This window comes from Caballeronia sp. SEWSISQ10-4 2, assembly GCF_030464885.1.
GTDB lineage: Bacteria > Pseudomonadota > Gammaproteobacteria > Burkholderiales > Burkholderiaceae > Caballeronia.
On sequence record NZ_JALPRJ010000011.1, the window covers coordinates 81,316 to 104,412 of the forward strand.

The 23,097-nt window shown below is 61.7% G+C and carries 22 protein-coding genes; 14 read left to right on the forward strand and 8 right to left on the reverse strand.

Annotated features, from left to right (window positions below; all coding sequences use genetic code 11):
• Positions 1-33 precede the first annotated feature (33 nt).
• The 9 genes from M0D69_RS09940 (at position 34) to M0D69_RS09980 (ending at position 8,963) form a co-directional block, all read left to right on the forward strand.
• Positions 34-483 carry a hypothetical protein gene (locus M0D69_RS09940; protein ID WP_301781855.1) on the forward strand — a complete coding sequence of 150 codons (450 nt, stop codon included), beginning with the start codon at positions 34-36 and terminating at the stop codon, positions 481-483.
• Positions 484-603: 120 nt separating this feature from the next.
• Entirely contained in the window at positions 604-1,365 is a 762-nt protein-coding gene (locus M0D69_RS09945) for an HpcH/HpaI aldolase/citrate lyase family protein (protein WP_301781856.1), read from the forward strand.
• A gap of 8 nt (positions 1,366-1,373) precedes the next feature.
• Positions 1,374-2,810, forward strand: coding sequence for an FAD-binding oxidoreductase (locus M0D69_RS09950; RefSeq protein ID WP_301781857.1), 1,437 nt, complete (start codon positions 1,374-1,376; stop codon positions 2,808-2,810).
• Positions 2,810-3,829 (forward strand): ABC transporter permease, encoded by a 1,020-nt coding sequence (locus M0D69_RS09955; protein WP_301781858.1) that lies wholly within the window; start codon positions 2,810-2,812, stop codon positions 3,827-3,829. Before M0D69_RS09950 ends, M0D69_RS09955 begins: the two co-directional genes overlap by 1 nt.
• 11 nt (positions 3,830-3,840) lie before the next feature.
• On the forward strand, positions 3,841-4,809 hold the full coding sequence (locus M0D69_RS09960) for an ABC transporter permease (RefSeq protein ID WP_301781859.1): 969 nt from the start codon (positions 3,841-3,843) through the stop codon (positions 4,807-4,809).
• 2 nt (positions 4,810-4,811) lie between these two features.
• Positions 4,812-6,686 carry an ABC transporter ATP-binding protein gene (locus tag M0D69_RS09965; RefSeq protein ID WP_301781860.1) on the forward strand — a complete coding sequence of 625 codons (1,875 nt, stop codon included), beginning with the start codon at positions 4,812-4,814 and terminating at the stop codon, positions 6,684-6,686.
• Between the two features lie 112 nt (positions 6,687-6,798).
• Positions 6,799-7,491 carry a GntR family transcriptional regulator gene (locus tag M0D69_RS09970; RefSeq protein ID WP_301781861.1) on the forward strand — a complete coding sequence of 231 codons (693 nt, stop codon included), beginning with the start codon at positions 6,799-6,801 and terminating at the stop codon, positions 7,489-7,491.
• A 12-nt stretch (positions 7,492-7,503) separates the two neighbouring features.
• Positions 7,504-8,670: a thiolase family protein gene (locus M0D69_RS09975; protein ID WP_301781862.1), complete on the forward strand. Its 1,167-nt coding sequence runs from the start codon at positions 7,504-7,506 to the stop codon at positions 8,668-8,670.
• Positions 8,667-8,963 (forward strand): zinc ribbon domain-containing protein, encoded by a 297-nt coding sequence (locus M0D69_RS09980; RefSeq protein ID WP_301781863.1) that lies wholly within the window; start codon positions 8,667-8,669, stop codon positions 8,961-8,963. Before M0D69_RS09975 ends, M0D69_RS09980 begins: the two co-directional genes overlap by 4 nt.
• On the opposite strand, the gene M0D69_RS09985 is transcribed toward M0D69_RS09980, so the two are convergent.
• Positions 8,960-10,570 (reverse strand): AMP-binding protein, encoded by a 1,611-nt coding sequence (locus M0D69_RS09985; RefSeq protein ID WP_301781864.1) that lies wholly within the window; start codon positions 10,568-10,570, stop codon positions 8,960-8,962. The genes M0D69_RS09980 and M0D69_RS09985 overlap by 4 nt on opposite strands.
• A 751-nt stretch (positions 10,571-11,321) precedes the next feature.
• On the opposite strand from M0D69_RS09985, the gene M0D69_RS09990 reads away from it, so the two are divergent.
• From M0D69_RS09990 to M0D69_RS10005, 4 genes are all read left to right on the forward strand, one after another.
• Entirely contained in the window at positions 11,322-12,443 is a 1,122-nt protein-coding gene (locus M0D69_RS09990) for a porin (RefSeq protein WP_301781865.1), read from the forward strand.
• Positions 12,444-12,539: 96 nt separating this feature from the next.
• Positions 12,540-14,093: an ABC transporter substrate-binding protein gene (locus tag M0D69_RS09995; protein ID WP_301781866.1), complete on the forward strand. Its 1,554-nt coding sequence runs from the start codon at positions 12,540-12,542 to the stop codon at positions 14,091-14,093.
• A gap of 52 nt (positions 14,094-14,145) precedes the next feature.
• The gene (locus M0D69_RS10000; RefSeq protein ID WP_301781867.1) at positions 14,146-14,862 is read left to right on the forward strand and encodes an SDR family oxidoreductase; all 717 of its coding nucleotides are present in this window, start codon (positions 14,146-14,148) and stop codon (positions 14,860-14,862) included.
• 22 nt (positions 14,863-14,884) lie between these two features.
• Positions 14,885-16,123, forward strand: a complete 1,239-nt coding sequence (locus tag M0D69_RS10005) for a dienelactone hydrolase family protein (RefSeq protein WP_301781868.1) — start codon at positions 14,885-14,887, stop codon at positions 16,121-16,123.
• 53 nt (positions 16,124-16,176) lie between these two features.
• Here the strand turns inward: M0D69_RS10005 and M0D69_RS10010 are convergent, their stop codons facing one another.
• Genes M0D69_RS10010 through M0D69_RS10035 form a run of 6 tightly spaced genes read right to left on the reverse strand, consistent with a single transcriptional unit; the run spans position 16,177 to position 20,811 of the window.
• Complete coding sequence (locus M0D69_RS10010) at positions 16,177-16,920, reverse strand: SDR family NAD(P)-dependent oxidoreductase (protein ID WP_301781869.1); 744 nt, start codon at positions 16,918-16,920, stop codon at positions 16,177-16,179.
• A gap of 11 nt (positions 16,921-16,931) precedes the next feature.
• Positions 16,932-18,083 (reverse strand): amidase, encoded by a 1,152-nt coding sequence (locus M0D69_RS10015; protein WP_301781870.1) that lies wholly within the window; start codon positions 18,081-18,083, stop codon positions 16,932-16,934.
• Entirely contained in the window at positions 18,080-18,634 is a 555-nt protein-coding gene (locus tag M0D69_RS10020) for a nuclear transport factor 2 family protein (protein WP_301781871.1), read from the reverse strand. Before M0D69_RS10020 ends, M0D69_RS10015 begins: the two co-directional genes overlap by 4 nt.
• Positions 18,631-18,996: a hypothetical protein gene (locus M0D69_RS10025; protein WP_122175455.1), complete on the reverse strand. Its 366-nt coding sequence runs from the start codon at positions 18,994-18,996 to the stop codon at positions 18,631-18,633. The genes M0D69_RS10020 and M0D69_RS10025 overlap by 4 nt, the downstream gene beginning before the upstream one ends.
• Positions 18,997-19,019: 23 nt before the next feature.
• The gene (locus M0D69_RS10030) at positions 19,020-19,517 is read right to left on the reverse strand and encodes an aromatic-ring-hydroxylating dioxygenase subunit beta (protein WP_301781872.1); all 498 of its coding nucleotides are present in this window, start codon (positions 19,515-19,517) and stop codon (positions 19,020-19,022) included.
• A 1-nt stretch (position 19,518) separates the two neighbouring features.
• Positions 19,519-20,811 (reverse strand): aromatic ring-hydroxylating dioxygenase subunit alpha, encoded by a 1,293-nt coding sequence (locus M0D69_RS10035; protein ID WP_301781873.1) that lies wholly within the window; start codon positions 20,809-20,811, stop codon positions 19,519-19,521.
• 117 nt (positions 20,812-20,928) lie between these two features.
• Here M0D69_RS10035 and M0D69_RS10040 point away from each other — a divergent pair, with 117 nt between their 5' ends.
• Positions 20,929-21,852: a LysR family transcriptional regulator gene (locus M0D69_RS10040; protein WP_301781874.1), complete on the forward strand. Its 924-nt coding sequence runs from the start codon at positions 20,929-20,931 to the stop codon at positions 21,850-21,852.
• A 7-nt stretch (positions 21,853-21,859) separates the two neighbouring features.
• Here M0D69_RS10040 and M0D69_RS10045 read toward each other — a convergent pair whose 3' ends face one another.
• Complete coding sequence (locus M0D69_RS10045; RefSeq protein ID WP_301781875.1) at positions 21,860-22,834, reverse strand: PDR/VanB family oxidoreductase; 975 nt, start codon at positions 22,832-22,834, stop codon at positions 21,860-21,862.
• Positions 22,835-23,097: the final 263 nt, after the last annotated feature.

Below are 23,097 nucleotides of genomic sequence, written 5' to 3' on the forward strand. Positions count from 1 at the left end.
CGTCCTTTTTGAAAAACTACCCGGAAACTCACCGTGATCGACACGTATTGTCATAGCAGCAGCATCCGCGTTCAGGCTGACGCTCAGCGAGCGTTTTTATTGATGGCCGACGGCGAGCGGCAAGGCCGATGGGCGCTGGGAAGCTGGAAGCGCAGAACGGTGGCGGCGCAGACGTTCGTTGGTGAATCGATCTTCACGGGCGCTGAAACCTGGGTTCGAATTCATGCCGATCCGGTCGCGCTGACGATCGATTACGAGGTCGGCGGCAATGAAGAAGGCCTGCGATTTCGTAATGCCGCGCGCGTATTCGACGGCCCCACGTTAGGGCATCCCGAAGGCACGGCTGTCATCACGCTCTTCACGTGGCGGCTTGCTACGCAATCCGACGACGCATGGGCGCAAATCTGCTCGACGCACGAAACCGAGATGTTCCTGATCCGGGCGCTGCTTGAGTCGAACCGCGACGCGGCGGAGGGAAGTTGAAAACGCTTGACGCCCAATTTTGAACTCAATAATCTGAATTCAGAATTTCGTAAACGTGGTTTCAGATCGACTGATTGAACGCGTTTCAACCGTTTTTGAAGAAGTCCTTGCAACTATACGATGCAAACAATTCCCGATGTCCGCCCCGCGCCCCGGTCGCTGCAAAAAGCGTTCGCGGAAAAACGCGCTCTGTCGTGCGCGTGGTTCGCGATGGGCAGCACACCGCTCGTGGAGATTGGCATGACTGCCGCGCCGGATTTGATCGTGATCGACCGGCAGCATGGGTTGTGGGAACGCACCGCACTCGAAGCGGTGATCGGCCAGATGCGGTATCAGGTTCCGGTGATTGTGCGCGTGGGCGAGAACTCGGCCCAGGCGATTGCCGAAGCGCTGGACGCCGGCGCTGCGTCGGCACTGGTTCCGCTGGTCGAATCCGCCGATGAAGCCAGCCGCGCCGTTTCCTTCGGCCGCTATCCACCCTTCGGACAGCGCTCGGCAGGCGGCGTCAGGCCGCTGATTGCCGGCATCGCAGCGATGAAAAACGACGGCGAGCGCATCTCGATCGGCGTGATGATCGAAACGGTTGCGGGCGTGGAGCAAGTCGAGGCGATCGCCGCCGTGGAAGGGTTGGGATATCTGTTTATCGGCACGGGCGACCTGTCTTTGTCGCGGGGCGATGTGATGCCGGACGTGATCGAACAGGACTGCGCGCGCATTTTGAAAGCCGCCCGCGCCAGCCATCTTCCGTGCGGCATCTACACCGGCTCGACGCAAGACGCGCTTGCCGCTCGCGCGATGGGCTTTGATTTCGTGGTGGCCGCGAGCGACATTGAAGTCGTGCGTTCCGGCTTCGAACAAGCCGTTACGGCGCTTGGAGCCTGAGCCGGATCATGACGTCATCGCCCGGCAGTTTCGTCGAACGATTGGTGGCCGAGCTAGGCGCCGACGTGGTGACGCCCGGCGCCGATCTCGGCACCCGGCGCGTGCGGGACTGGAGCGGAACGCCGGGCGCCGAACCGATCGCGTTGATCCGGCCGCGCACGACGCAAGAGGTATCGAGAGCGCTCGCATTTTGCCACGCCAACCGGCAGGCGGTCGTCACACAGGGCGGTTTGACCGGCCTCGCGGGTGGCGCCAACCTGTTCGGAGGCGAAGTGGCGCTGAGCCTGGAACGGATGAGCGCTGTGGAGGAAGTCGATACCGTCTCAGGCACGATTACCGTGCAGGCGGGCGTTGTGCTGCAACGCGTGCAGGAAGCCGCTGATGCCGCAGGCATGATGTTTCCCCTCGATCTGGGCGCGCGCGGCAGTTGCACGATTGGCGGCAATCTCGCGACGAACGCCGGCGGAAATCGCGTCATCAAATACGGCATGGCGCGCGACCATGTGCTGGGTCTGGAAGCGGTTCTCGCGGACGGCACCGTGATCAGCGATCTCCACAAGATGATCAAGAACAACAGCGGCTATGACCTGAAGAACCTGTTGATCGGCAGCGAAGGCACGCTTGGAGTCATCACGCGGGCGGTCATGCGGCTTGCGCCGAGGCCGGCGGGGGTATCGACGGCATGGTGCGGGCTGCCTGACTTCGCGGCCGTCACGCGTTTGCTGCAGCATGCCCGCGCGCGCATGTCGGGCGGGGTCTCGGCGTTCGAAGTCATGTGGCCGAGCTATTACGACTACGTGCTCGCGAACATCAAGACCGTGCGCGCGCCGCTCGACACCTCGCATGCGTTCTACGTGCTGCTGGAAAGCATGGGTTCCGATGCCGAAAGACACGCCGAAGAGTTCGAGGCCATGCTGGCCGAGATGCTCGAAGCCGGCGTGATCGAGAACGCCTCGCTCGCCAGTTCTGCCGCCGATGCCACCCGTTTCTGGGCCGTTCGCGACGCGCCCGCCGAATTCCCGATCCTTCTGCCGGGCCTTATCGCCTTCGACATCAGCTTCGCGGTTGCGGACATCGGCCAGGTCGCCGCGCAGTGTGAAGCCATGTTGCATGCGCGCTGGCCCGATATGCGCACACTGGTGTACGGCCATCTCGGCGATGGCAACCTGCACGTCATCGCTCATTTAAAGAACGCGCCGCCCGACCTCGAAGAACATGTTGACGCCGCCGTCTATGAACTCACGCGCGAATGGCATGGCGCGGTGTCGGCGGAGCATGGCATCGGCGGCAAGAAGCGCGCGTATCTCGGCTACACCCGCGACGCCGGCGCGATCGGCGCAATGCGCGCGATCAAGCGCGCCCTCGACCCCTTAAACCTGCTCAACCCCGGCAAGGTGCTCGTTGAAGCTTCGCCGGGTAAGTCGAGCCCCATTGGAGCGCTGTGATGCTGCGGCTGATCTCTACTGTCCTTTCGCGCCGGCTCATTGCCGCGATCCCCACGCTGCTGATGCTCTCGCTGATCGTGTTCGTCGTGCTGCGCCTCATCCCCGCCGATCCGCTCGCGATGATGCTGCCGCCCAACGCCACGCCCGCCGATGCCGCTTTATTGCGCCATCAGCTCGGCCTCGATAAACCGATCCCCAGCCAGTTCCTGATCTGGCTCGTGAATGCGCTGCACGGCAACCTCGGGGCATCGATTTCGTTCCAGCAACCGGTCGCCATGCTGATCGGCTCGACCTTGCCCGCGACGCTTGAACTCTGTCTCACGGCGCTCGTCATGTCGCTGATCATCAGCGTGCCCGGCGGCGTGTTCGCTTACGCCGTCACCGATCGCCGCGGTGAGTTGCCGGTCGGCCTCGCCGTCGTGCTGATGCAGTCCGTGCCGTCGTTCTTGTGGGCCTTGTTGCTGATCGCGCTGCTCGGCGTGTATTTGCCCGTACTGCCGTTTTCCGGCCGCGTCGGCGACGGCATTCCGATGCCGCATCTCACCGGCTTCCTGCTGATCGACTTCCTGGTGAAGGGCGAATTCAGCGACTGGCTGAGTGCGGCGAGTCATCTTGTGTTGCCATCGCTTGCCCTTGCTTTTGGTTTCGCGCCGCTCGTGATCCGCGTGCTGCGCTCGAGCTTGCTCGATCAGCGCAACGAGTCGTATGTGGGCGTGGCGCGGTTGCGCGGGGTATCGGAGAGCCGGATCCTGTGGCGTCACATGCTGAAGAACGCAGCGTTGCCCGCCTTGACCATGATCGGGGTGCAGTTCGGGTTCCTGTTCGGTGGCGCGTTGCTCGTCGAGATGATTTTCTCGTTTCCGGGCGTCGGCAATTTGATGGTGCAGGCGGTGCGCAACAACGACCTGGTGCTGATCCAGGGCATCGCGATCGTGTTCTGCGCGCTCATGCTGGTGATCAACGCGATCGTCGACACGCTGTACGTGATCATGAATCCGCGCCTGCGCAAAACAGCTTGAGCACACACGAAATGTCCACGACCCCGTTGAGTTCGAAGCACGATATGAAGGCCGACATGCTGCGCGAATCCACTTCAGTCGACCCATCGCCGGAAGCCGCCGCGCCGGTTGCGCCGGTTATCGGTAAATCGCCTCGCGCGCGCCGAAAGCCCGCTGTCAATCTGTGGCTCGGCGGCGCGATCGTGCTGGGCGTGCTGTTCTGCGCCGTGTTCGCGCCGTGGCTCGCGCCGCATAATCCGCTCGATCAGGATTTGCTGCACATGTTGTCGCCGCCCGCATGGATGGCCGGTGGCGATGCCGCTTTTCCCCTCGGCACAGATAGCCTGGGCCGTGACGTGTTATCGCGCTTGTTATATGGCAGCCGTATTGCGCTGACGGTCGCGGTGATTGCCGCGTTTGGCGCGGGTATTGTCGGCAGCGTGCTGGCGATTCTCGCCGGCTATTTCGGTGGCTGGGTTGATCGCGGCATCAGTTATCTGGTGGATCTGTGGATGTCGTTTCCGCCGGTCGTGTTGTCGCTGGTGCTGATGGTGAGTCTCGGCGTTGGTATAGAGAACGTGATTCTGTCGATCGTGCTGGTGGACTGGACGCGCTTTTGCCGCGTCGTACGCTCTGAGGTGATGGTCGTGCGTCAGCGCGACTACGTGCTCGCGGCGCAACTGCTCAATTTCACGCATCTGCGGATCATGCTGCGCGAAATATTGCCTGCTGCGCTGCCGTTGATGATCACGTTGTTCTCGCTCGAAATGGGTGTGGCGATCACGGTGGAAGCGCTGCTGAGTTTCATCGGCTTGAGCGTGCCGGCCAATGTGACCGCTTGGGGCGTCATGATCGCGGACGCGCGCGTGTCGATGCATGACTCGTTGTCCGGACTCTTGTTACCGGTGCTTGCCATCGTGATCACGGTGCTCGGTTGCAATCTTCTTGGCGACGGCCTGCGGGTCGCGCTCGATCCCCGCATGCGCGGCAAGGGAGAATGATGATGGCGACGCAAACCACCGAAGCGGTGCTGCAACTGGACGGCGTGACGCTGACCGCGAAGCTGGGCGGCGTGCCGGTCGCCGCGCTGCGGGATTTGACGTTATCGATAGGACGGGGGCGCGTGCTGGGTGTCGTCGGTGAATCGGGTGCGGGGAAAAGCATGCTGGCGCGGCTGATCTCCGGCTTGTTGCCAAGCGGTTTCACGGTGACGAGCGGCAGTATGCACTTCGACGGACAGGACATGCTCGCCATGCCGCAAGCCAAACGCCGCGAGCTGCTGGGCCGAAAAATCGCGTTCATCGCGCAGGAACCGCTGACCGCGTTGAACCCGCTATGGACCATCGCCGATACTTTCAATGAACATCTCGCGCGCGTTGGCGTGCCCTCGGACGAACGCTGGGAAACCGCGCGAAAGGCGCTCGAAGCGGTGCAACTGCCGGTGCCCGCTGACATGCTCAAGCGCTATCCGCATCAGCTTTCGGGCGGGCAATGCCAGCGCGTGCTGATCGCGATGGCCTTCGCGAGCAACCCGGCACTGCTGATTGCCGATGAACCCACGACCGCGCTCGACGTCATCACGCAAACGCGCGTGATGCGCATGCTCGCGGAGCAGCAGCGTGTACATTCGACCGCGGTGCTGCTGATCACGCACGATCTGCGGCTGGCGGCCCATGTTTGCGACGACGTCGCCGTGATGTATGCGGGCGATCTGGTGGAGTACGGCCCGGCCCGCGATGTCCTCGATGAACCGCGACATCCATACACCCGCGCGTTGAAATACGCGACGCCCGATCTCACCGGACCACGGCGCCGCTTGCCGGTACTCGGACAGCAAATGCCGGGCTTGTCCGCGCTGGCCGGCATCGCCGGGTGCCGTTTCGCGCCGCGTTGCCCCAGCGCAGGTTCCGCGTGCGCCGCTGTGTTGCATGACCGCGTGGCGCCGAACGGGCACCGGGTCGCGTGCAGCGAGGCGTGCGAGCATGCACCGCTGGTCGACAATTCGCAGGCGCCGCTGTTGCCGCCTACGCCTGTCACGGGCGCGCAACCGGTGGCGGAACTGCGCGAGGCAGCGCTGACGTACACGAGCCGCAGCGGTGTGTTCGGCCAGCGCAAGACTTCGTTCGATGCCGTGAAGCCGTTGTCGCTGCAGATTTTCCCCGGCGAGTTCGTGGGGATCGTGGGGGAAAGCGGTAGCGGCAAGACATCGGTGGCGCGGCTGTTGATGGGTATCGAACAGCCGACCGATGGCCGGGTGATGATCGGCGGCGAAGATTTGACGCGCGGCAGCGCGGAGCGCGTGCGGCGCGCCCGCGAGCAGGTTCAGATCATCTTTCAGGATCCGCAGTCGGCGCTGAACCCGCGCCGCTCGGTGGAGCGGCTCCTGACGCAGGCGCTGGAAGCGGCCGGCGTGGCGTCGCTCGATGCAAAGCAGCGGCTCGCCCGCGCGCAGTCGGTTCAACGCGACGTCGGTCTTCCCGCCGATACCCTCACGCGCTTTCCCACGCAGTTGTCGGGCGGCCAGAAGCAGCGCGTGAATATTGGCCGTGCGCTGTGTGCATCGCCGCAATTGATCGTCGCCGATGAAATCGTGTCGGGGCTCGATGTATCGGTCCAGGCGCAGATCCTGAATCTGCTGCTGGAATTGCGTCGCGAGCGGCAGATTGCGCTGCTGCTCATCTCGCACGATTTGTCCGTGGTCCGCTACCTGTGCAGCCGCGTGCTCGTGATGCGTCGCGGCGAAGTGGTGGAGCAGGGGCTGACCGAGGAGGTATTCGCCGCGCCGCGCCATCCGTACACGCGCGCGCTGATCGACGCAGTGCCGAGCGATCATGCGGGAACACCATGGCCGCCCGCCGAACTGGAGGAAGCGGCATGAGCACCGCGCTTTGAGAGCGCTGACCTGAAGTCAGCCAGTACAATAATTATTTGCACGGCACTGCCGCCTTCGCGGCGGCGTGCGACCGCAAGACAAGACAATGGAGAACACCATGGCAACCGCCGACCCGACGGTTATCAAGCAGCCGCGCCGGACTGCGCTGCGCCCGGCTACATTGATGGAGTCGGTGTATCAGGAAGTATTGGGCCGCCTTCAGCGCGGTCAGATCGGCCCCGATGACCGCGTGCTCGATTACGAGATCGCCGAGGAGTTCGAGTGCACGCGCATGCCGGTTCGTCAGGCGCTGCTGCGACTTGTGAACGAGGGGTATCTGGTCGGCACCACGCGCGGTTTCGTCACGCCGGTGCTGACCGGCGAAGATGTGCGCGAGATCTTCGAGGTGCGCCGCATGCTCGAGCCGGGCGCGGCAGCTGCGGCGGCAGCCGTGCTCACGGATGAACAACTCGCCGGCATGGGCGCGGCTTGTCGCAAATGCCGTCGCGCGTTCGAGCGCAAGGACATTGCGCTGATGACCGAGGCCAATGTCGAGTTTCGCGCGATCTGGCTCGAAGGCGTGTTGAACATGCGCCTGAAAGGCACGATCCTGCGTTTCGCCGATCACACGCGCCAGGTGCGTCATGGAACCATGACGAAACCGGGCACGATGAAGCTGATTGCCGACGGCATGCAGGTGTTGCTGAAAGGCTTCTTGGATCGCGATCCCATGAAGGTACGCTCGGCGACCCAGGGTTTTATCGATGACGCCGAGCAGCAGTATTTTCTTAGCAGCGACGATGCGGTCTGACACGTCCACGCGATGAACGACTTCACCGGAGTGTCGATCGTGGCCGCGGTCGAAGTGCCGTACACGCGTCACGCACCGGCCGGCACGAGCACGGCCGGTTTGCTCGCTCAGGCCCTGAAGGCCGCCCTGTTGCAGGCTGAACTGTCGGCGAATGAAGTCGACGGTCTCGGCGTAGCATCGTTCACCTTGCCGCCTGATCATGCTATCGACTTCGCGTGGCGTGCGGGCTTGAGCGTGAACTGGTGCATGGACGACTGTCACGGCGGCGCGAGCGGGATCAATCTGTTGCAGCATGCCGCGCGCGCCATTCAGGCCGGCGACGCGAATGTGATCGTCCTGGTCAGCGGCGATCATTTCGAGGCGGCGGATTTCACGTCGCTCGTCGAGAACTACAACGTCACTACGCGAACGCATCTTCGGCCGTTGAACACGGGCGGTCCGAACCCCTTGTTCGCCATGCTCACGCAACGCCAGATGCGCACCTCGCACTTGACGCGCGAGGATTACGCGGCACTGTGCATTGCGCAACGCGAGTGGGCGTCTGTGAATCCGCTGGCGGTCTACCGCGAGCCGTTGACGCTCGATGCGTATCTTGCCGCGCCGCTCGTGGCCGAACCGTTATGTCGCTTCGATTGCGTGCCGGTGGTGTCGGGGGCGAATGCGATTGTGCTGACCTCATCGACGCATCGCTGTGCTGCGCGTTCAGCGGTTCGCATTCGCGCACTGCGCGCATCGTATAACGTCGATCATCAGCATGGCGACGGCCTGGTAACTGGCCTCGCAGGTATTCGCAATGCACTCTGGCGTGACGCGAACCTCCAGCCCGGCGATATGAACCTCGTCTCGGTCTATGACGATTATCCGTCGATGATTCTCGCGCAGCTGAACGACCTCGGGTTCGCCGATGACCAGCCCGACTCGCATACGTTTATCCACGAGCGCATTGCTTCGCGCCGTTTGCCTGTGAACACGTCGGGCGGGCAATTGTCGGCGGGGCAAGCGGGCGCGGCGGCGGGCATGCATGGACTGGTCGAAGCGATCACCCAGTTGCGTCATCACGCAGGCGCGCGGCAGGTGGACGATGCGCGTTTCGCGGCGGTGAGCGGTTACGGCATGGTGCAGTATCGATACGGCATGTGTGCGAATGCCGTGGTGCTCGAACGGGGAGTCGTGCGATGAACGTCTTTGCTTGCGTAGCGTGCGGTCATGTCGATTTTCCCCGGCGCTTGCTGTGTCCATCGTGTGGGCGCGATGAATTCCTCGAGGTGGATGCTCACAAGGGTAGCGTTGAAGACGTCACGACGTTGCACCATCGGGCGGGGAAGACCGGAGGGGATATCGCTTACATTGCGACGGTGCTGACTCAGGCCGGGCCGCGCGTGATTGCGCGGCTTGAGCGCTTGTTCGCGCCCGGCACCGTCGTCTCGCTTCGTATCGAAAACGACGGCGCCATTGTGGGTTTCAGCGACTAACTCACTCGCTTCTTCAACGCCCGCAAGTCAAAACATTCCGGCGCGTTCAACGGGTCTGCGCCGAACGCGGCGAGCTGCGTCTTCTGCACCTTGTTCGTCGATGTCACCGGCAATGCGTCCACGAACGCAACATAGCCCGGCGCCTTGTAATACGCGAGCCGTTCCAGACACCACGCTTGCAACGCGCGCGCGGTCGCTTCACTGCGCAGCGTTTCCGGCGACACGATCACGCAGGCCATCACTTCTTCATCGCGCAGAGAATCGGGCGCGGCGATCACTGCAGTCTGGCGCACATCGGGATGATCGAGCAGGCACGCTTCCACCTCCAGCGCCGCAATATTTTCTCCCGATCGACGGATGATGTTTTTCTGCCTGTCGACGAAATGAAGACTGCCGTCGTCGCCGCGACGCACGATATCGCCGGTATGGAACCAGTCGTGTTGCCACGCGGCTTCGGTTGTGGACGTGTCCTTCAGATAGCCGCGGAAAAAGCCGACGCGCGGATTGGATCCTTCACGGCGCACCAGCATGTGGCCCGGCACGCCATTGGCGACTTCGTTGTATTCAGCATCGACGAGTTTCACCTCCATGCCTGAACGCGGCCGGCCGAAACATCGCGAGCCAGCGTGGCGCGGTTCCTGGCTCGATGCAATCACCACGGCGCCGCCGGTCTCGGTCATGGCCCACCCTTCAATGAGCGGAAAGCCAAAGCGCTGCTCGAACACCTGCTGTTGTTTCGGATCGACGTTCGCGCCGTAGCCGAAACGCACCGAATGCGTGACGGGATCATCGGTTTCCATGCCTAGCAAAATCGCGGGCATGACGCCGAGGTAATGGACGATCGTCGCGCCGCTTTGCACCACGTCCGCCCACCAGCTGCGCGGATGAAACCGGTCGAGCTGGATCACGCAGCCGGCGGACAACACCATGGCCATGGTGGAGCAGGCGAGCGCATTCATGTGGAATAGCGGCAGCGGCGTGATCAGACGTTCGACGCCCGGACGGACTTTGCACAATCCACCTTCCGTGATGTAAATCTCGCCAATGGATAAAAAATAGCGATTGTCGAGAATGCACCCTTTAGGCTTGCCCGTGGTCCCGGACGTGTAAAGAATGGCGCATTCATCGTCGATGGACGGTGTAGTCACCACGTGACCATTGCTTTCAATCCTGGGCAGCGCAGAGGCGTTCGCATCGGCAACGGGGACTTTGCCATCGAGTGCAGCATGCAGAAGCGGCCGCGTCGTATCGATGCCAACTGCCAGCACGATCTCGCTGTGTTCGGCCACATACGCTATTTCATGCGCACGCGAGTCGGCGTTGAGCGGAACCACGCTGATACCGAGTGCATTGAGCGCGAAGAAATGAAAGAAAAAATCTGGCCGGTTATCGAGCAGCAGCGCCACGCGCATGCCCGCGCGATAACCCGCATTGCGATAGCGCCCGACCTGTTCTTCGATCCGCGCCAGCGTTTCGCCATAGCGCAATGTAAGCGGCTCCGGCGTTGCGTAATGCTTGCGAGCGGATGCAGGAATATGCAGAAAATCATTGTCCGGATACTGCAGTGCGGTTTGCCTGAACGCGAGATAGGGCGAAGTCGATGTCATAAGGCGAGAGTGATGTAACGCATACGGACGAGCGCGTCCCCGAACCAGCCAATGAAGCTCGTTCAGAAAAAGCACCGTACTCAAATAGCGAGAGGGTCAGTCGAGATCGTTGCGCAAACCGGCTTCGCGCATCGACGGCATGACTTGCTCCTTGGAGGTGACACGGGTTATTGAAGAATACTGAATTCAGAAAAATAGTATGTCAAGGCTCACGTGCAATGCGTTGCGCTTGTGCGAAAACTGATCGTATTGGGGCACGCGCGCGTCAAATAAAAATCGCGACGATGCAGGGCCGTGCGCCGGCGTGCGTCGAGGCGTCAAAGCCGGTCGCGTTGGTTGGATCAGCGAGGGCGAGCGATTGCGACAAACGCGGCGAAAACGCAATAGAGGCTTAAGGGAAGGGCTTCTGCTGAATCGGCGCTGCAATCACGCCGCCCCTGCGGCTAGCGAATGTCCCGTTCGCGATCTTCCGTTTCGTACGGATCGCCCCGCAAAGGGCGAACAAACCCGACCCATCGGCTGAGCACCTCAGCCTTACACCGCACCTTCGCCCCAAAAACAATTTTGGCAAGTCCTTGACGCCCGATTTTTACTGAAATAATCTGAATTCAGAATGTTGATGGAGACACAAAACATTCATACGTCACAGGAAACTGTCGCCCCGGCGATCCACACGGCGCGGTTAGTTCCCCCCGGAGTTACCTGCAGACGAAATCACGTTCTCCACCTTCGATCTTTTAACGGAACCCAAGTGAAAACTCCTCTTATTGCTGCATCGCTCGTCGCGTTGTGCGCGAGTGGCTCCGTGTGCGCTCAAAGCAGTGTGACGCTGTACGGGATCATCGACGAAGGCCTGACCTTCTCGAACAATCAGCTTGGCAACAAGGCGTATCAGATGCAAAGCGGCATTTCGCAGGGCAGCCGCTGGGGGATGCAAGGTACGGAAGATCTGGGTGGAGGCTTGTCGGCGATCTTCCGGCTCGAAAATGGTTTCGACATCAATACGGGCAAGCTGGGGCAACAAGGCCGCGAATTTGGCCGCGCCGCTTACGTTGGTGTGTCAAGCAAGACCCTGGGAACGGTCACGCTCGGCCGTCAAAACGAGCTCATGGGCGACTACGTGGGCTTGTACACCGCGAACGGCAACTGGGGCATCCTGTTCCCGCACCCGGGCGATCTCGACAACACCGGCATCGACTTCCGCATCAACAACGCCGTCCGATACACCTCGCCCATCATTTCGGGCATCCAGGCGTCCGCGTTGTACGGGTTCGGGAACGTAGCGGGCGCGACCAACCGCGACGCGGTCAAGTCAGTCGGCGTGAAATACGCGGGCGGTCCGATCGCACTGGCAGCGGCGTATACATCGATCGATCACCCCGCCGAAGCGGTGCCCGAAGGCGTGTGGACGGCGACCAACGCGGTCGATGGCAACTATGGCCTTGCTGCATCGAAGTATCAGTCGTTTGGTATCAGCGGCCAGTACTCGTTCGGTAACGCAAAAATCAGCGCCGACTACACGAACACGAAATTCCTCGGACTGGACCCCACCGTCGGCGCCAACATCAGCGGTCATGTGACGTTTAATATTTTCGAAATCGTGGCGAGCTACTTCGTGACACCGTCCGTGCAACTCGGCACCGGATACAGCTATACGGAAGGCGAAGTCTCGGCGACTTCGAAGAAGCCGAAATATCACAATGTCGATGCCATCGTTGACTACTACCTGTCCAAACGCACCGATACCTACTTGCAGGCCACTTACATGCACGCCGCCGGTGACGCTCAATATGCCGATCTCGCACCGGTTTTGCAGCGGTCGAGCACGCCCAATCAGATTGAAGTGCGATTGGGGCTGCGTCATCGTTTCTGAGCGTTAATAATTCATCTTCACGCGTGCTACGAGCCAAGGTTGCGGCACGCTTTCGTGCATCTTCATCCGGCCAGATGCCGGGACACAGGAGTATCGATGGATAGTTTCGAGATCGACGCGAAGCGCAGGCAATGGCTGTTGGGCTCGCTGGCCGCAGGTGCCGGCCTCATCCTGCCGTGGGACTTCGCTCGTGCACAGGGGCAGGCAAGCGAGGACGTATTGAATATCGCTTATATCTCCGACGTGCCGACCTGGGACCCGACGGCGATCACGGTGCCGCAGGCGCAATCCATCTACGAGACCGTCTTCGATTCCCCGTTGCGCTACTCGCCGAAGCTGGCGCTGGAAGCGCGCCAGATCACGGCATGGAAGTGGCAGGACACAACCGACCAGCGACTCGAAGTCACCTTGCGCGACGACATCCTGTTTCATGACGGCTCGAAACTCACGACCACCGACCTGAAATACAGCCTTCATGATCGTCCGTCCGCCGACAAGAAGCTGGCTGTCGGCGGCATGTTCCAGACGCTGAAGGACGTCGAGATCATTTCGCCCACGCGCGCCGTGCTGGTGTATGCCAAACCGACGCCGGCCGCGCCGATCTATCTCGCGTTCCTCGCCGGTTATATCGTGCCGAAGGCGTACATGGAGAAGGTCGGCACTGACGGTTTCCTGGCGAAGCCAATCGGTGCGGGACCGTACAAGCTGGTCGACTATCAACGTGGTTCGCGCATCGTGCTCGAAGCCTTCGATAAATACTGGGGCGGCGTCCCGGCCATCAAGAACGTCACGTTCCAGATCACGACGGAACCGTCGGCGCGCGTGGCAGCGGTCGAGTCCGGACGCGCGGGCATTGCCGTGCAGATTCCGCTGCGCGAGGCGCAGCGTCTGGCAAAGACGCAGGGCATCACGACGAAGATCTATCCGTACAGTGAAATCTACATGCTGCGCATGCCGAACTACGTCAAGCCGTTCGACGACGAAAACGTGCGCGCGGCCATGCATTACTCCATCGATACCGCCGCGCTGTCCAAAGCGTTCTACGGCGGCCAGGCCGTGCCGTTGTCGGTCACGGCGACGCCCGGTTCGCCTGCGGACGTGCCCGGTTTCAAGATCGGCTTCGATCCGCAACGCGCGATCGCGGCGCTGGCGAAATCGGGTTATGGCCCGAACAAACCGGTGAAGGTGCCGTTTCTCACGACCAACGGCACGTTCCCGAGCGACTACGACATGGCGCGCGCCATCGCCGGTATGTGGCAGCGCGTGGGCATTCAGGCCGACCTCACGCAGACCACGATGGCGAAGGTCATCGGCGAGATTCAGGCGACGAAGATGAGCGGCGTGCTGCTCTATAGCTGGGCCAATTCGACCGGTGACCCCGAGAACTACACAGGCCGCATTCTCGATCCGCGCCTGCGTTTTTCCGCATGGAAAGACGATGCGCTCGCGCCGCGCGTCGAAGCGCTGATGACTGAAGTCGACGAACAAAAGCGCATGGCGGGGTATCGCGCGCTCAGTCAGGAGGCGTCGGAGAAATCGTGGGTCGTGCCCTTGCTGCAGGCTGTGACCACGATTGCGTATCGATCGAATATCGACGTGAAGACGTTCGATAGCGGCTATATCCTGCCTGTCGAATACAAGCGCAAGTGATATCGGGTCCCTCGATTCGAGTCCCTATTACCCTATTAACCAGGAGCATGCGATGCAGATTGAAGATTCCGTCGCCTTCGTGTCCGGCGCCAATCGCGGCGTGGGCGCGCGCTTTGTCACGAGCCTGCTCGAAGGCGGCGCGCGCAAGGTGTACGCTGCCGCACGCGATTGCGCAGCACTCGCGCCGGGCGACTCGCGGATTGTCCCGATCACGCTCGACATCACGGATCCTGAACAGGTGGCGCAAGCCGCCGCCGCGGCAGGCGATGTCACGCTGCTGATCAACAACGCCGGCATCAACCGGCTTGAGCGAGCCATTCTTCCCCGGGACCACGCCGCCGCCCGCGCCGAAATGGAGGTGAACTACTTCGGCACGCTCGCCATGTGCCGCGCATTCGCGCCCGCGCTGATCGCCAATCGCGGCGCGGTTGTCAACATGCTGTCCATCCTCGCGCGCGTCGCCTTGCCCATGATGGGTTCGTTGTGCGCGTCGAAGGCGGCTGCGTTACGGATGACCGAATGCCTGCGCGCCGAGCTCGCGGAACATCACGTGCGCGTACTCGCCGTCTTGCCCGGTGCGATCGATACCGACATGAGCCGCGACTTTCCGCCGCCGAAGCTTTCTGTAAACGAAGTGGTCGATGCCGTGTTCGCCGCGCTCGCGAACGGTCCCGACGAAGTGTATGTTGGCGGCATGGCGCAGGGCGTCAGTGCGGGTCTCGCGGCCGATCGCGATGCAGTACAAAAGCAGTTCGCGGGTTATCTTTGAACGTCGAACAAGGAGAGAGATGATGAGCGGTCAGACAATACAGGTGACGGCGCACGACGGCGGCAAGTTCGCGGCGTATCTCGCGAAGCCCGCGCAAGGGTCCGGTCCCGGCCTCGTGTTGCTTCAGGAGATTTTCGGCATCAACGGGTACATGAAATCGATGGCCGACCGCTACGCCGAGGAAGGCTACGTGGTGCTCGTTCCCGATTTATTCTGGCGCATGAAGCCGGGCGTCGAGCTCGGCTACAGCGAAGCGGATTTCAAGGAAGCGCTCGGTTACAACGAAAGGCTCGACGAAGAGAGCGCGGTCAACGATATTGCCGCGACCCTCGCCGCGATTCGCGCATTGCCTGAGCAGGCAGGCAAGGTCGGCACGATCGGTTACTGCCTGGGCGGCCGTCTTGCGATGCTCGCAGCCGCGCGCACCGATGTGGATTGCGCCGTGAGCTATTACGGCGTGGGACTCGATGCATACACGAGCAAGATCCCGGCGATTCACTGTCCGATGATCTTCCACTTCGCCGAGAACGACGTGATGACGCCGACCGCATCGCGTGAAAAGATCGTCGCGGCGCTGAAGGAAAAAGCATCGATTGAAACCTATGTGTACCCGGGTTGCGATCACGCATTCGCCACGCCCGAGCGCGAGCACTTCGACAAACCCGCGGCCATGATGGCGTATTCGCGGACCATGGCGATGCTGCGCAAAGTGCTCGGTCCCGTGTACGACCTGAACCAGCTTTGGGAGATGCATTGCTACTACGAATTCGGCACGCGTGACGTCAACGCCGTCATGCCGACCATGGTGGCGCAGCCTTACGTCAACCACGTTCCCACGATGACAGGCGGCGTGGGCCACGACCAACTGAAGCGTTTCTACAAGTACCATTTCGTCGATTCGAATCCCGCCGATACGCGCTTGATTCCGGTGTCGCGCACTATCGGCGCGGATCGCGTGGTCGACGAGTTCGTGTTCTGTGCAACGCACGATCGCGAAATCGACTGGCTGCTGCCGGGGCTCAAGCCGACCGGAAAATACTTCGAAGTGCCCATGCTCGCGGTCATCTGTTTTCGCGGCGACAAGCTGTATAACGAGCATATCTACTGGGACCAGGCATCTGTGCTGGTGCAGATCGGCGTGCTCGATCCGACGGGCTTGCCGGTTGCCGGCATTCAGACCGCCAAGAAGATGGTCGATGAAACCTTGCCGACGAATACGTTGATGCCGAACTGGGCATCGAGTGAAGGCAAGCCGGTTTGATTCGGTAACGGCGACGGGACCATACAACCCCCGTCGCCTGAGAGGCCGAAACTTCAGCGCATGAACAAGCCGCCGTTCACATCCCAGCACGCGCCGTTTGCGAAGTACGCATTCTCCGCGGCGAGCGTGACTGCCACATCGGCGACGTAATCGGCCGAGCCAAGACGTCCGCCTGGAATACTCGCGATGACCGCGTTCAATTTGTCGGCGGGCACGCTTTCATGAACTATGGCCAAGTCCATCGGGCCGGGCGAAATCGCATTGACCGTGACGCCGCGCGAGGCGAGGTCACGGGCGAAAACCTTGGTAAGCGTAATGACGCCGCCCTTCGATGCCGCGTAGTGCGCACCCGTTGCAGAGCCCCCATTCTGCCCCGCGAGCGACGCGATATTGACGATGCGCCCGGCGCCTGCATCGGCAAAATGCTGGCCGAAGACCTGGCAGCCGAACAACACACTGCGCAGATTCACCTGGATCACGTGGTCGAATTGCTCCGCTGTGATCTCCATCACCGGCACGACCTTCGACGCGCCCGCGTTGTTGATCAACGCGTCGATGCGTTGCCACTTGTTCAGGATCGCACCGCGCGCGGCTTCGAAATCAGCCTTCGATGTCACGTCGAGATTCAACGCAAACGCCGTCGAATGATCGGCGCTGAGTTCGCCCGCCAGGTCTTGCGCGGCGTTGAAGGCAATGTCGCCGATCGCCACGCGATATCCCGAATCGTGAAAGCGCCGCGCAATGACCGCGCCGAGACCCCGCGCCGCGCCGGTGACGAGGACAACCCTGTCCGTCATGCTGCCTCCGATCATTGAGCGAGCGCGCCTTCAAAACAAACTTCAAAACGAGCCTCGAAGCACGCAGCGATGGCACACACGAGTTCGTCCGCACCCTTGCGCCCGACGATCTGCAACCCTGCACGCAGAGGCGAACCGGCTATCGGCAGCGGCAGGCTGAGCGCTGGATGACCGCTGAGATTGAACGGCCGGATCAACGATGACATGGCAATCACCGGCGTGCCGTTCCTCGCCGCCTCGAGTGTGATCGGCAGCGCGGGCAGCGTCGGCAGCACGATGGCATCGACGCTTTGCAACGCATGATCGACCTCGGCGGTGAAGCGCGTGCGCACCGATTCCGCGACGGCCAAGTCTGCCTCTGTCGTCTTCGACGCAGCGCGCAGGCGCGCGTCAAGATCCGCGCCGAGCTTGCCGGTCTCAAGCAGATGCCCGAACGCTGCCCACGTTTCGGCGTTGATCACGGTCAGCCCGGCATCGAAAGCGGCGCGCAGGTTGAGCAATTCGATACTTCGCGATGCGAAGCCTGCGAGCGATGGCGCGGTTGTCACGGCGTCACTGATCTCGCGGGTTGCATCGACGGACACCACGCCGATCCTGAGCGAAGATGGCAACGTGTTCGCCACGCCTTCATCGAAACCGGGAGCGATAGCCGCCATCACGTCGATCAGCGTCAGCATCTCGCGCGCAAACGGTCCGACGCAATCGAGCGTGGTCCGTGCGGGCGCGACGCCGCGTCGCGACACACGCCCGAACGTCGGCTTCATGCCGATCACGCCGCAGCACGCCGCCGGACCGCGCACGGAGCCGCCGGTGTCGGTGCCGAGCGCCGCACTCGACAGATGCAACCCGACCGCCGCCGCCGATCCGCTCGACGAGCCGCCGGGAATGAGCGTCTCATCTTGCGGATTATCGGGTGTGCCGGTGTAGTCGTTGATTCCGGTCATGCCGAACGCGAGCTCGTGCATGTTGGTCTTGCCGACCACTCGCCAGCCCTGCGCGAGCAGGCGGTCCACCACCTCCGCATGACGTTCCGCCGGCGGTGCGTCAGCCAGCGCGCGGCTTGCCGCCGTTGTCGGATAACCCGCTACGTCAATGGTGTCCTTGAGCGCAATGGACGGGCCGTCGGCGTCGCCAAGCGTAAATTCGCTGATGAATTCGTTCATTGCCGAAGGGTGCCGGGGGCGCCGGTGGGAGAGGGATGAACCTGCCAGGGTGCATCGAACAGGCGCTGCGTACGGAAATGCCTGATGAGCCAGCTCTTGCCATCGGCAGCCGGCACGAAATCCACTTCAAGTCTCGCGGATATCAACTCGGCGCCGCCCGTCACATAGCCCGATGCCTGCAACATGATCCAGCGTCCCGTGGCCTGCGTCGCACGGGCATCGACGTCGATTGTTTCCGATGTCAGGAAGTGCGTGTTGACGCGAAAATGCGGCGTGGGCGGCAGATAGCGCGCAAGCATCGCGACGATCGATTCGCGTCCGGTGAGCGCGCCGAACTTTTCTGCGTACTGCGGGCCGATGCCTTGCCACACGGCGTCTTCGCTGAACAGCGCGGCAAGCGTCTCGTTCTGAAAGCCGCCCGATGGAACGTCGCACAGCGCCATGTATCGCGTCATGGTCCGGCGTACCGCGCGCTCAGCCTCGAGCACGGCGAGCCGGGCTGTCATCTCGGCCAGCATCTCGTTCATCGCATGGTTCGACGGCTCGTTCATGTCGGGTTCGGCACGGTCAGTGCGCGGCCTACGCGGGCTTCGATCTTGCCGTAGCGCCACAGGTTGTATTCGCCCACGGGCGTGGTCCGGTACAGGTTGCAGACGGCTGCCGCTGTGTCGAAGCTCGCGACATCGGCCATGATGTAGAAGGTCCACGGCGCGCTGTCGGCCTGACCCACGACGAGCCGGTCGTCGTCCATGATGCCGAGGACCTTGACCCCTTCCATGGCTTCGATACTCTTCAACATGACGCCGTACGCCTGCCAGACCGCGCTAATCTGCTCGCGCGGAAGGTCGAAGAAATTCTGGGTTACGCCGCAGCAAAACAGTACGCGCAGAGGCAACGATACGTTGTCCACCATGGTGGATTTCTCCCGGGAGTGCACTAGAGCAGGAAACCGATCGCGCTGAGCGCGTCGGTGGAATCGATCAGCCTGACGACCTTCTGCTCGATGCGCGGTTCATCGCCGGACAGGTTGATGCGATGCTCCACGTCCGCCGCAAACAGCGTGGCGACACCGCGCTTGTACGCCACGACCACCTGCGCGGAGCGTACGTCGACCGTGTCCGCCGAGTCGCTCGTCATCGTGAAGCGCGACACGGTGCGTACCGTGCGCGCGGCGTCGGTGACGGACGGTGAATAACCCGAGCTCAGCCGTTGCACGCGTAAGGCTCGCATGTGGTGATCGTCGTAGACGTAGTTCAGTGTTGATGCGAAGTCGGTCGCCGCCGGGTCGATGGGAACCACGTAGAAGCCTTTGGGCGACCACAGTTCCAGCCACGCGCGATAATCCTTTCGATCCAGAAGTTCGGCTTCACGCCAGATGAACTGCACGGCTTTCGCAAACGCGGGGTGCGTGAAGAGGGCGTTGGTATCGTCCATGTTATTGCTGCTCCATCATCTCGCGCCATTTCGCGTAGGCGGCGCGCATGCCGGTTTCGTCGGTGGCATGCGCCGTTTTTTCGCCGTTCGCTGCCGTGGTTTCGCGGTTCAATCCGCGATTGACGAGGATCGGTACATCGGGTCCGGCATGCGAGCCGCGTTGCACGCGCTCCCATGCTTCGGCGTCGTCGGGGCTGCCAAAACCGAATGGGCCCTGGAAATGTTCATGCACGCGCAAGCGCGCCCGGTTTGCTTCCTCCGGGCCGCCGTCCATGCCGAGTGCAACATGACGGATCTCGGTTTCCTCGACCGAAATGGGCCGCAGCACGCGGAAAAACGCCATCGACAAGGCCAGGTTGGGAAACAGGTTCAGATTGAAGCCGACGCCCATCAGCGAGCGAACGATTCGCCTCACCTGATCGGGCGGGGAGTCTTTCGCCAGAGACTCGGCCAGTGCCTCGTAGCGCGCCGGAATCGGCGCGCCGTTGTCTTCATCCAGGTCGACGATCTCAGGCACCAGGACAGCAAGACTATGGCCATTGCCAAGTGAGCGGCAAAACGCTTTGTCGCTGGTCATGAAGCTGGTAATGGCGGCAGCGGTTTCGTCGTCGATGGTCTTCATCCACGACTTGTGGACGACCGGGAAGTGATACAGGTCGGTCGTGTTTTCAAGCTGGATCTTCCAGTTGCCCTTGAACTTGAACTTGTGTTCGCCGTTCGCCTTGACCGGATATCCCGCGCCCTGTTTCATGAACAGGTCGATCCACGGTTTCGCTCCGCCGAGAAAATCCTCGAGCGGTTCGATCGACTGGTCGAAGCTCGCGAAAATCAGCCCCTGATAGACGCCGACACGCAGGCTCTTCAGCGGCAGTTCGGTTTTATCGACGATACCTTCATAACCGTCGCCATAAGGCAGCGCGCGCAGTGCGCCGTCGAGCGCGTACGACCAGCTGTGATAAGGACAGGTAAAGCCGCGCGCGTTGCCCTTGTGCTGCTCGCATACGGTGGCGCCCCGATGGCGGCAGCGGTTCTCGAGCACATTGATTTCACCGGTCTTGTCGCGGACAACGATCACCGGTTGGCGCCCGATTGTCGTCGTGCGGAAGTCGCCCGGTTTCGGAAGTTCGCTTTCGTGTGCAACCCAGATCCACGTCTTGTAGAAGATGCGTTCGAGCTCCGCTTCGAATATCGCAGGATCGTTATAAAGCGAGGGCGAAACGCGGTCGGCTTCGGCGCGCTTGTAGAGCGCACTCGTGTCGATGGCCTGACAGGCCGTATTGTGAAAATCGCTCATCGATGACCTGAGTAAGGTGGAGGGCCGTGACGCTAGTTATGAATCAAAGTGTCGGCCGCTATTGCCCATAGGTCAAATTCATCTAAAATTGGTAGGTCCATCAATGTGGCAAATATCATGACCTCTATCGATCACGTCGACCTCAACCTGCTACGTGTCTTCAACGCGATCATCGAAGAACGCAGCCTGACACGCGCGGGGCAGCGGCTGGCGTTGTCGCAGCCGGCGATCAGCTACTCGCTCGGGCGGCTGCGCACGCTCTTCGACGACCCGCTTTTTATCCGCACGCGCGTTGGTATGCAGCCGACACCGATCGCGCTCGAACTGGCCACTATCGTGGCGCGGGCGCTGGATACGGTGCGCGAAGCACTGCGCTATGCGGAACGCTTCGATCCGAGCATCAGTACGCGGACCTTCAGGCTGTCGTTATCGGATGCGGGCGAATTGGCGTATCTGCCGCCGATCTGCGCGGCGTTGCAAAAGCTTGCACCGCGCGTCAAGCTGCGTATCGAGCCCACGCCCGTGGAAGAGATTGAAGAAGCGTTGCGGGTAAGCCGGCTTGATTTCGCGATCGGCAATTTGCCTGAGCTCACGGCGCGAACGCGCCATCGGTTGTTATTCGAGGAGACCTATGTCTGCATGACGCGCAAGCGCCGGGGGTTGCCGAGCGGCGCGCAAATCGACCTGGCCGCGTTTACCGAAGCGCCGCATGTGCAAATATTGTCGGTCGAACACAGTCACCACGCACTGGAAGACGCGTTCCGCTCGCAGGGTGTCGGGCGCAATACGCTGCTGGAATTGCCGCACTTCGTCGCATTGCCCAGCGTGCTCGCTGTCACGGATTACTACGCAACCCTGCCGCGCCGGCTTGCCCAGATCTTTAACCGCGATGGGCGCTTCCGGGTCTACGAATTGCCGGTGCAACTGCCCGGTGCGACCGTCACGATGCATTGGCACGAGAACTTCGACAACGACGAAGGCAACACCTGGCTTCGAGAACTGCTGAGCGAGCGGGTGCAGACCTTCGATCAGTTTCCGTAGGACGGCGCTAGAGGTCGAGGACCAGAAGCGGAGACCGCGAGCGCGAGACGCAGCAGCAAATGACCGCGCCGCTCGCGCGTTCCGCTTTGCTCAGACATTGATCGCGATGCTCGGGCTCGCCGCTGACGACATCGACCATGCAGGTGCCGCAAATGCCTTCGCCACATGACGTGTCGATCAGGATGTCGATGGACGCAAGCGCTTCCACTATCGACATGCCCTTGTTCACCCGCACTCTCGATCCCGTGCTGACGACTTCCACTTCGAACGAATCGAGAACGGGCGCCGCGGCGCCGTTCGCAGCGGGATCGGCTGCGAAGCGTTCGAGATGTATTGATTCGGCTGGGATGTGCCGTTCTGCGACGCTCACCACTCTGTCCATGAACGCGCCCGGGCCGCATGTGTAGACGTGGGCGCTGCGCTCCACGCCCGCAAGACACCCCGTGACTTCGGCATCGACTCGATCCGGTTCAACGCCGCAGTGAAGCACCAGATGATTGGCGAATGGCGTCTGCGAGAGCAACGGGACGAATGCCGCGCTGGCGTGGTCGCGAACGAAATAGTGCAGCTTGAACGAGGCGTTCTGACGAACCAGCCGGTACGCCATGCTGAGCAGCGGCGTAATGCCAATCCCGGCCGCGATCAGGATATGTTCGGTCGCCGTTGCGTTGAGGCGAAACAGGTTGCGCGGCGGCCCGATCGTCAGATGCGTGCCAGCCTCTACATGGTCGTGCAACGAACTCGATCCTCCTCGCGATGCGTCTTCGCGCTTGACCGCAAAAAGATGCTGCTCTCTAAGATCCGGGTCGCCACACAACGAATATTGCCGCGTGACGCCGGAGGGACTGGTTACATCGATGTGAGCGCCCGGCTCGTATGCGTCGAGCGGCGCGCCGTCGACGCGCGAGATGGCGTAGGAGCGGATGCCGGGGGCTTCGTCGCGCACGGCATCGACGCAGACGGTGATTAGAGAAGAACTCATGGCTTGTGGAGGCTGTTTTACGATTGACGCGCGGTACGGCATCAAGGGATTTGGCCGGAGCGCGCTGTAATGGAAAAATACAGGCAAATTCCACATAGGCCAAATCGATAATAAATCGATATCGATATCAGTCTGGTTTATTTCGAATCGTAGATACGGGTCACCACGTAGAAACACAAAAAGCCGATGCCGGGAGAACTTGCGTTCTCCCGGCATCGGCTTTTGCACTCTTTGGCGTTACGACGAGAGCGGATGTTGATCGA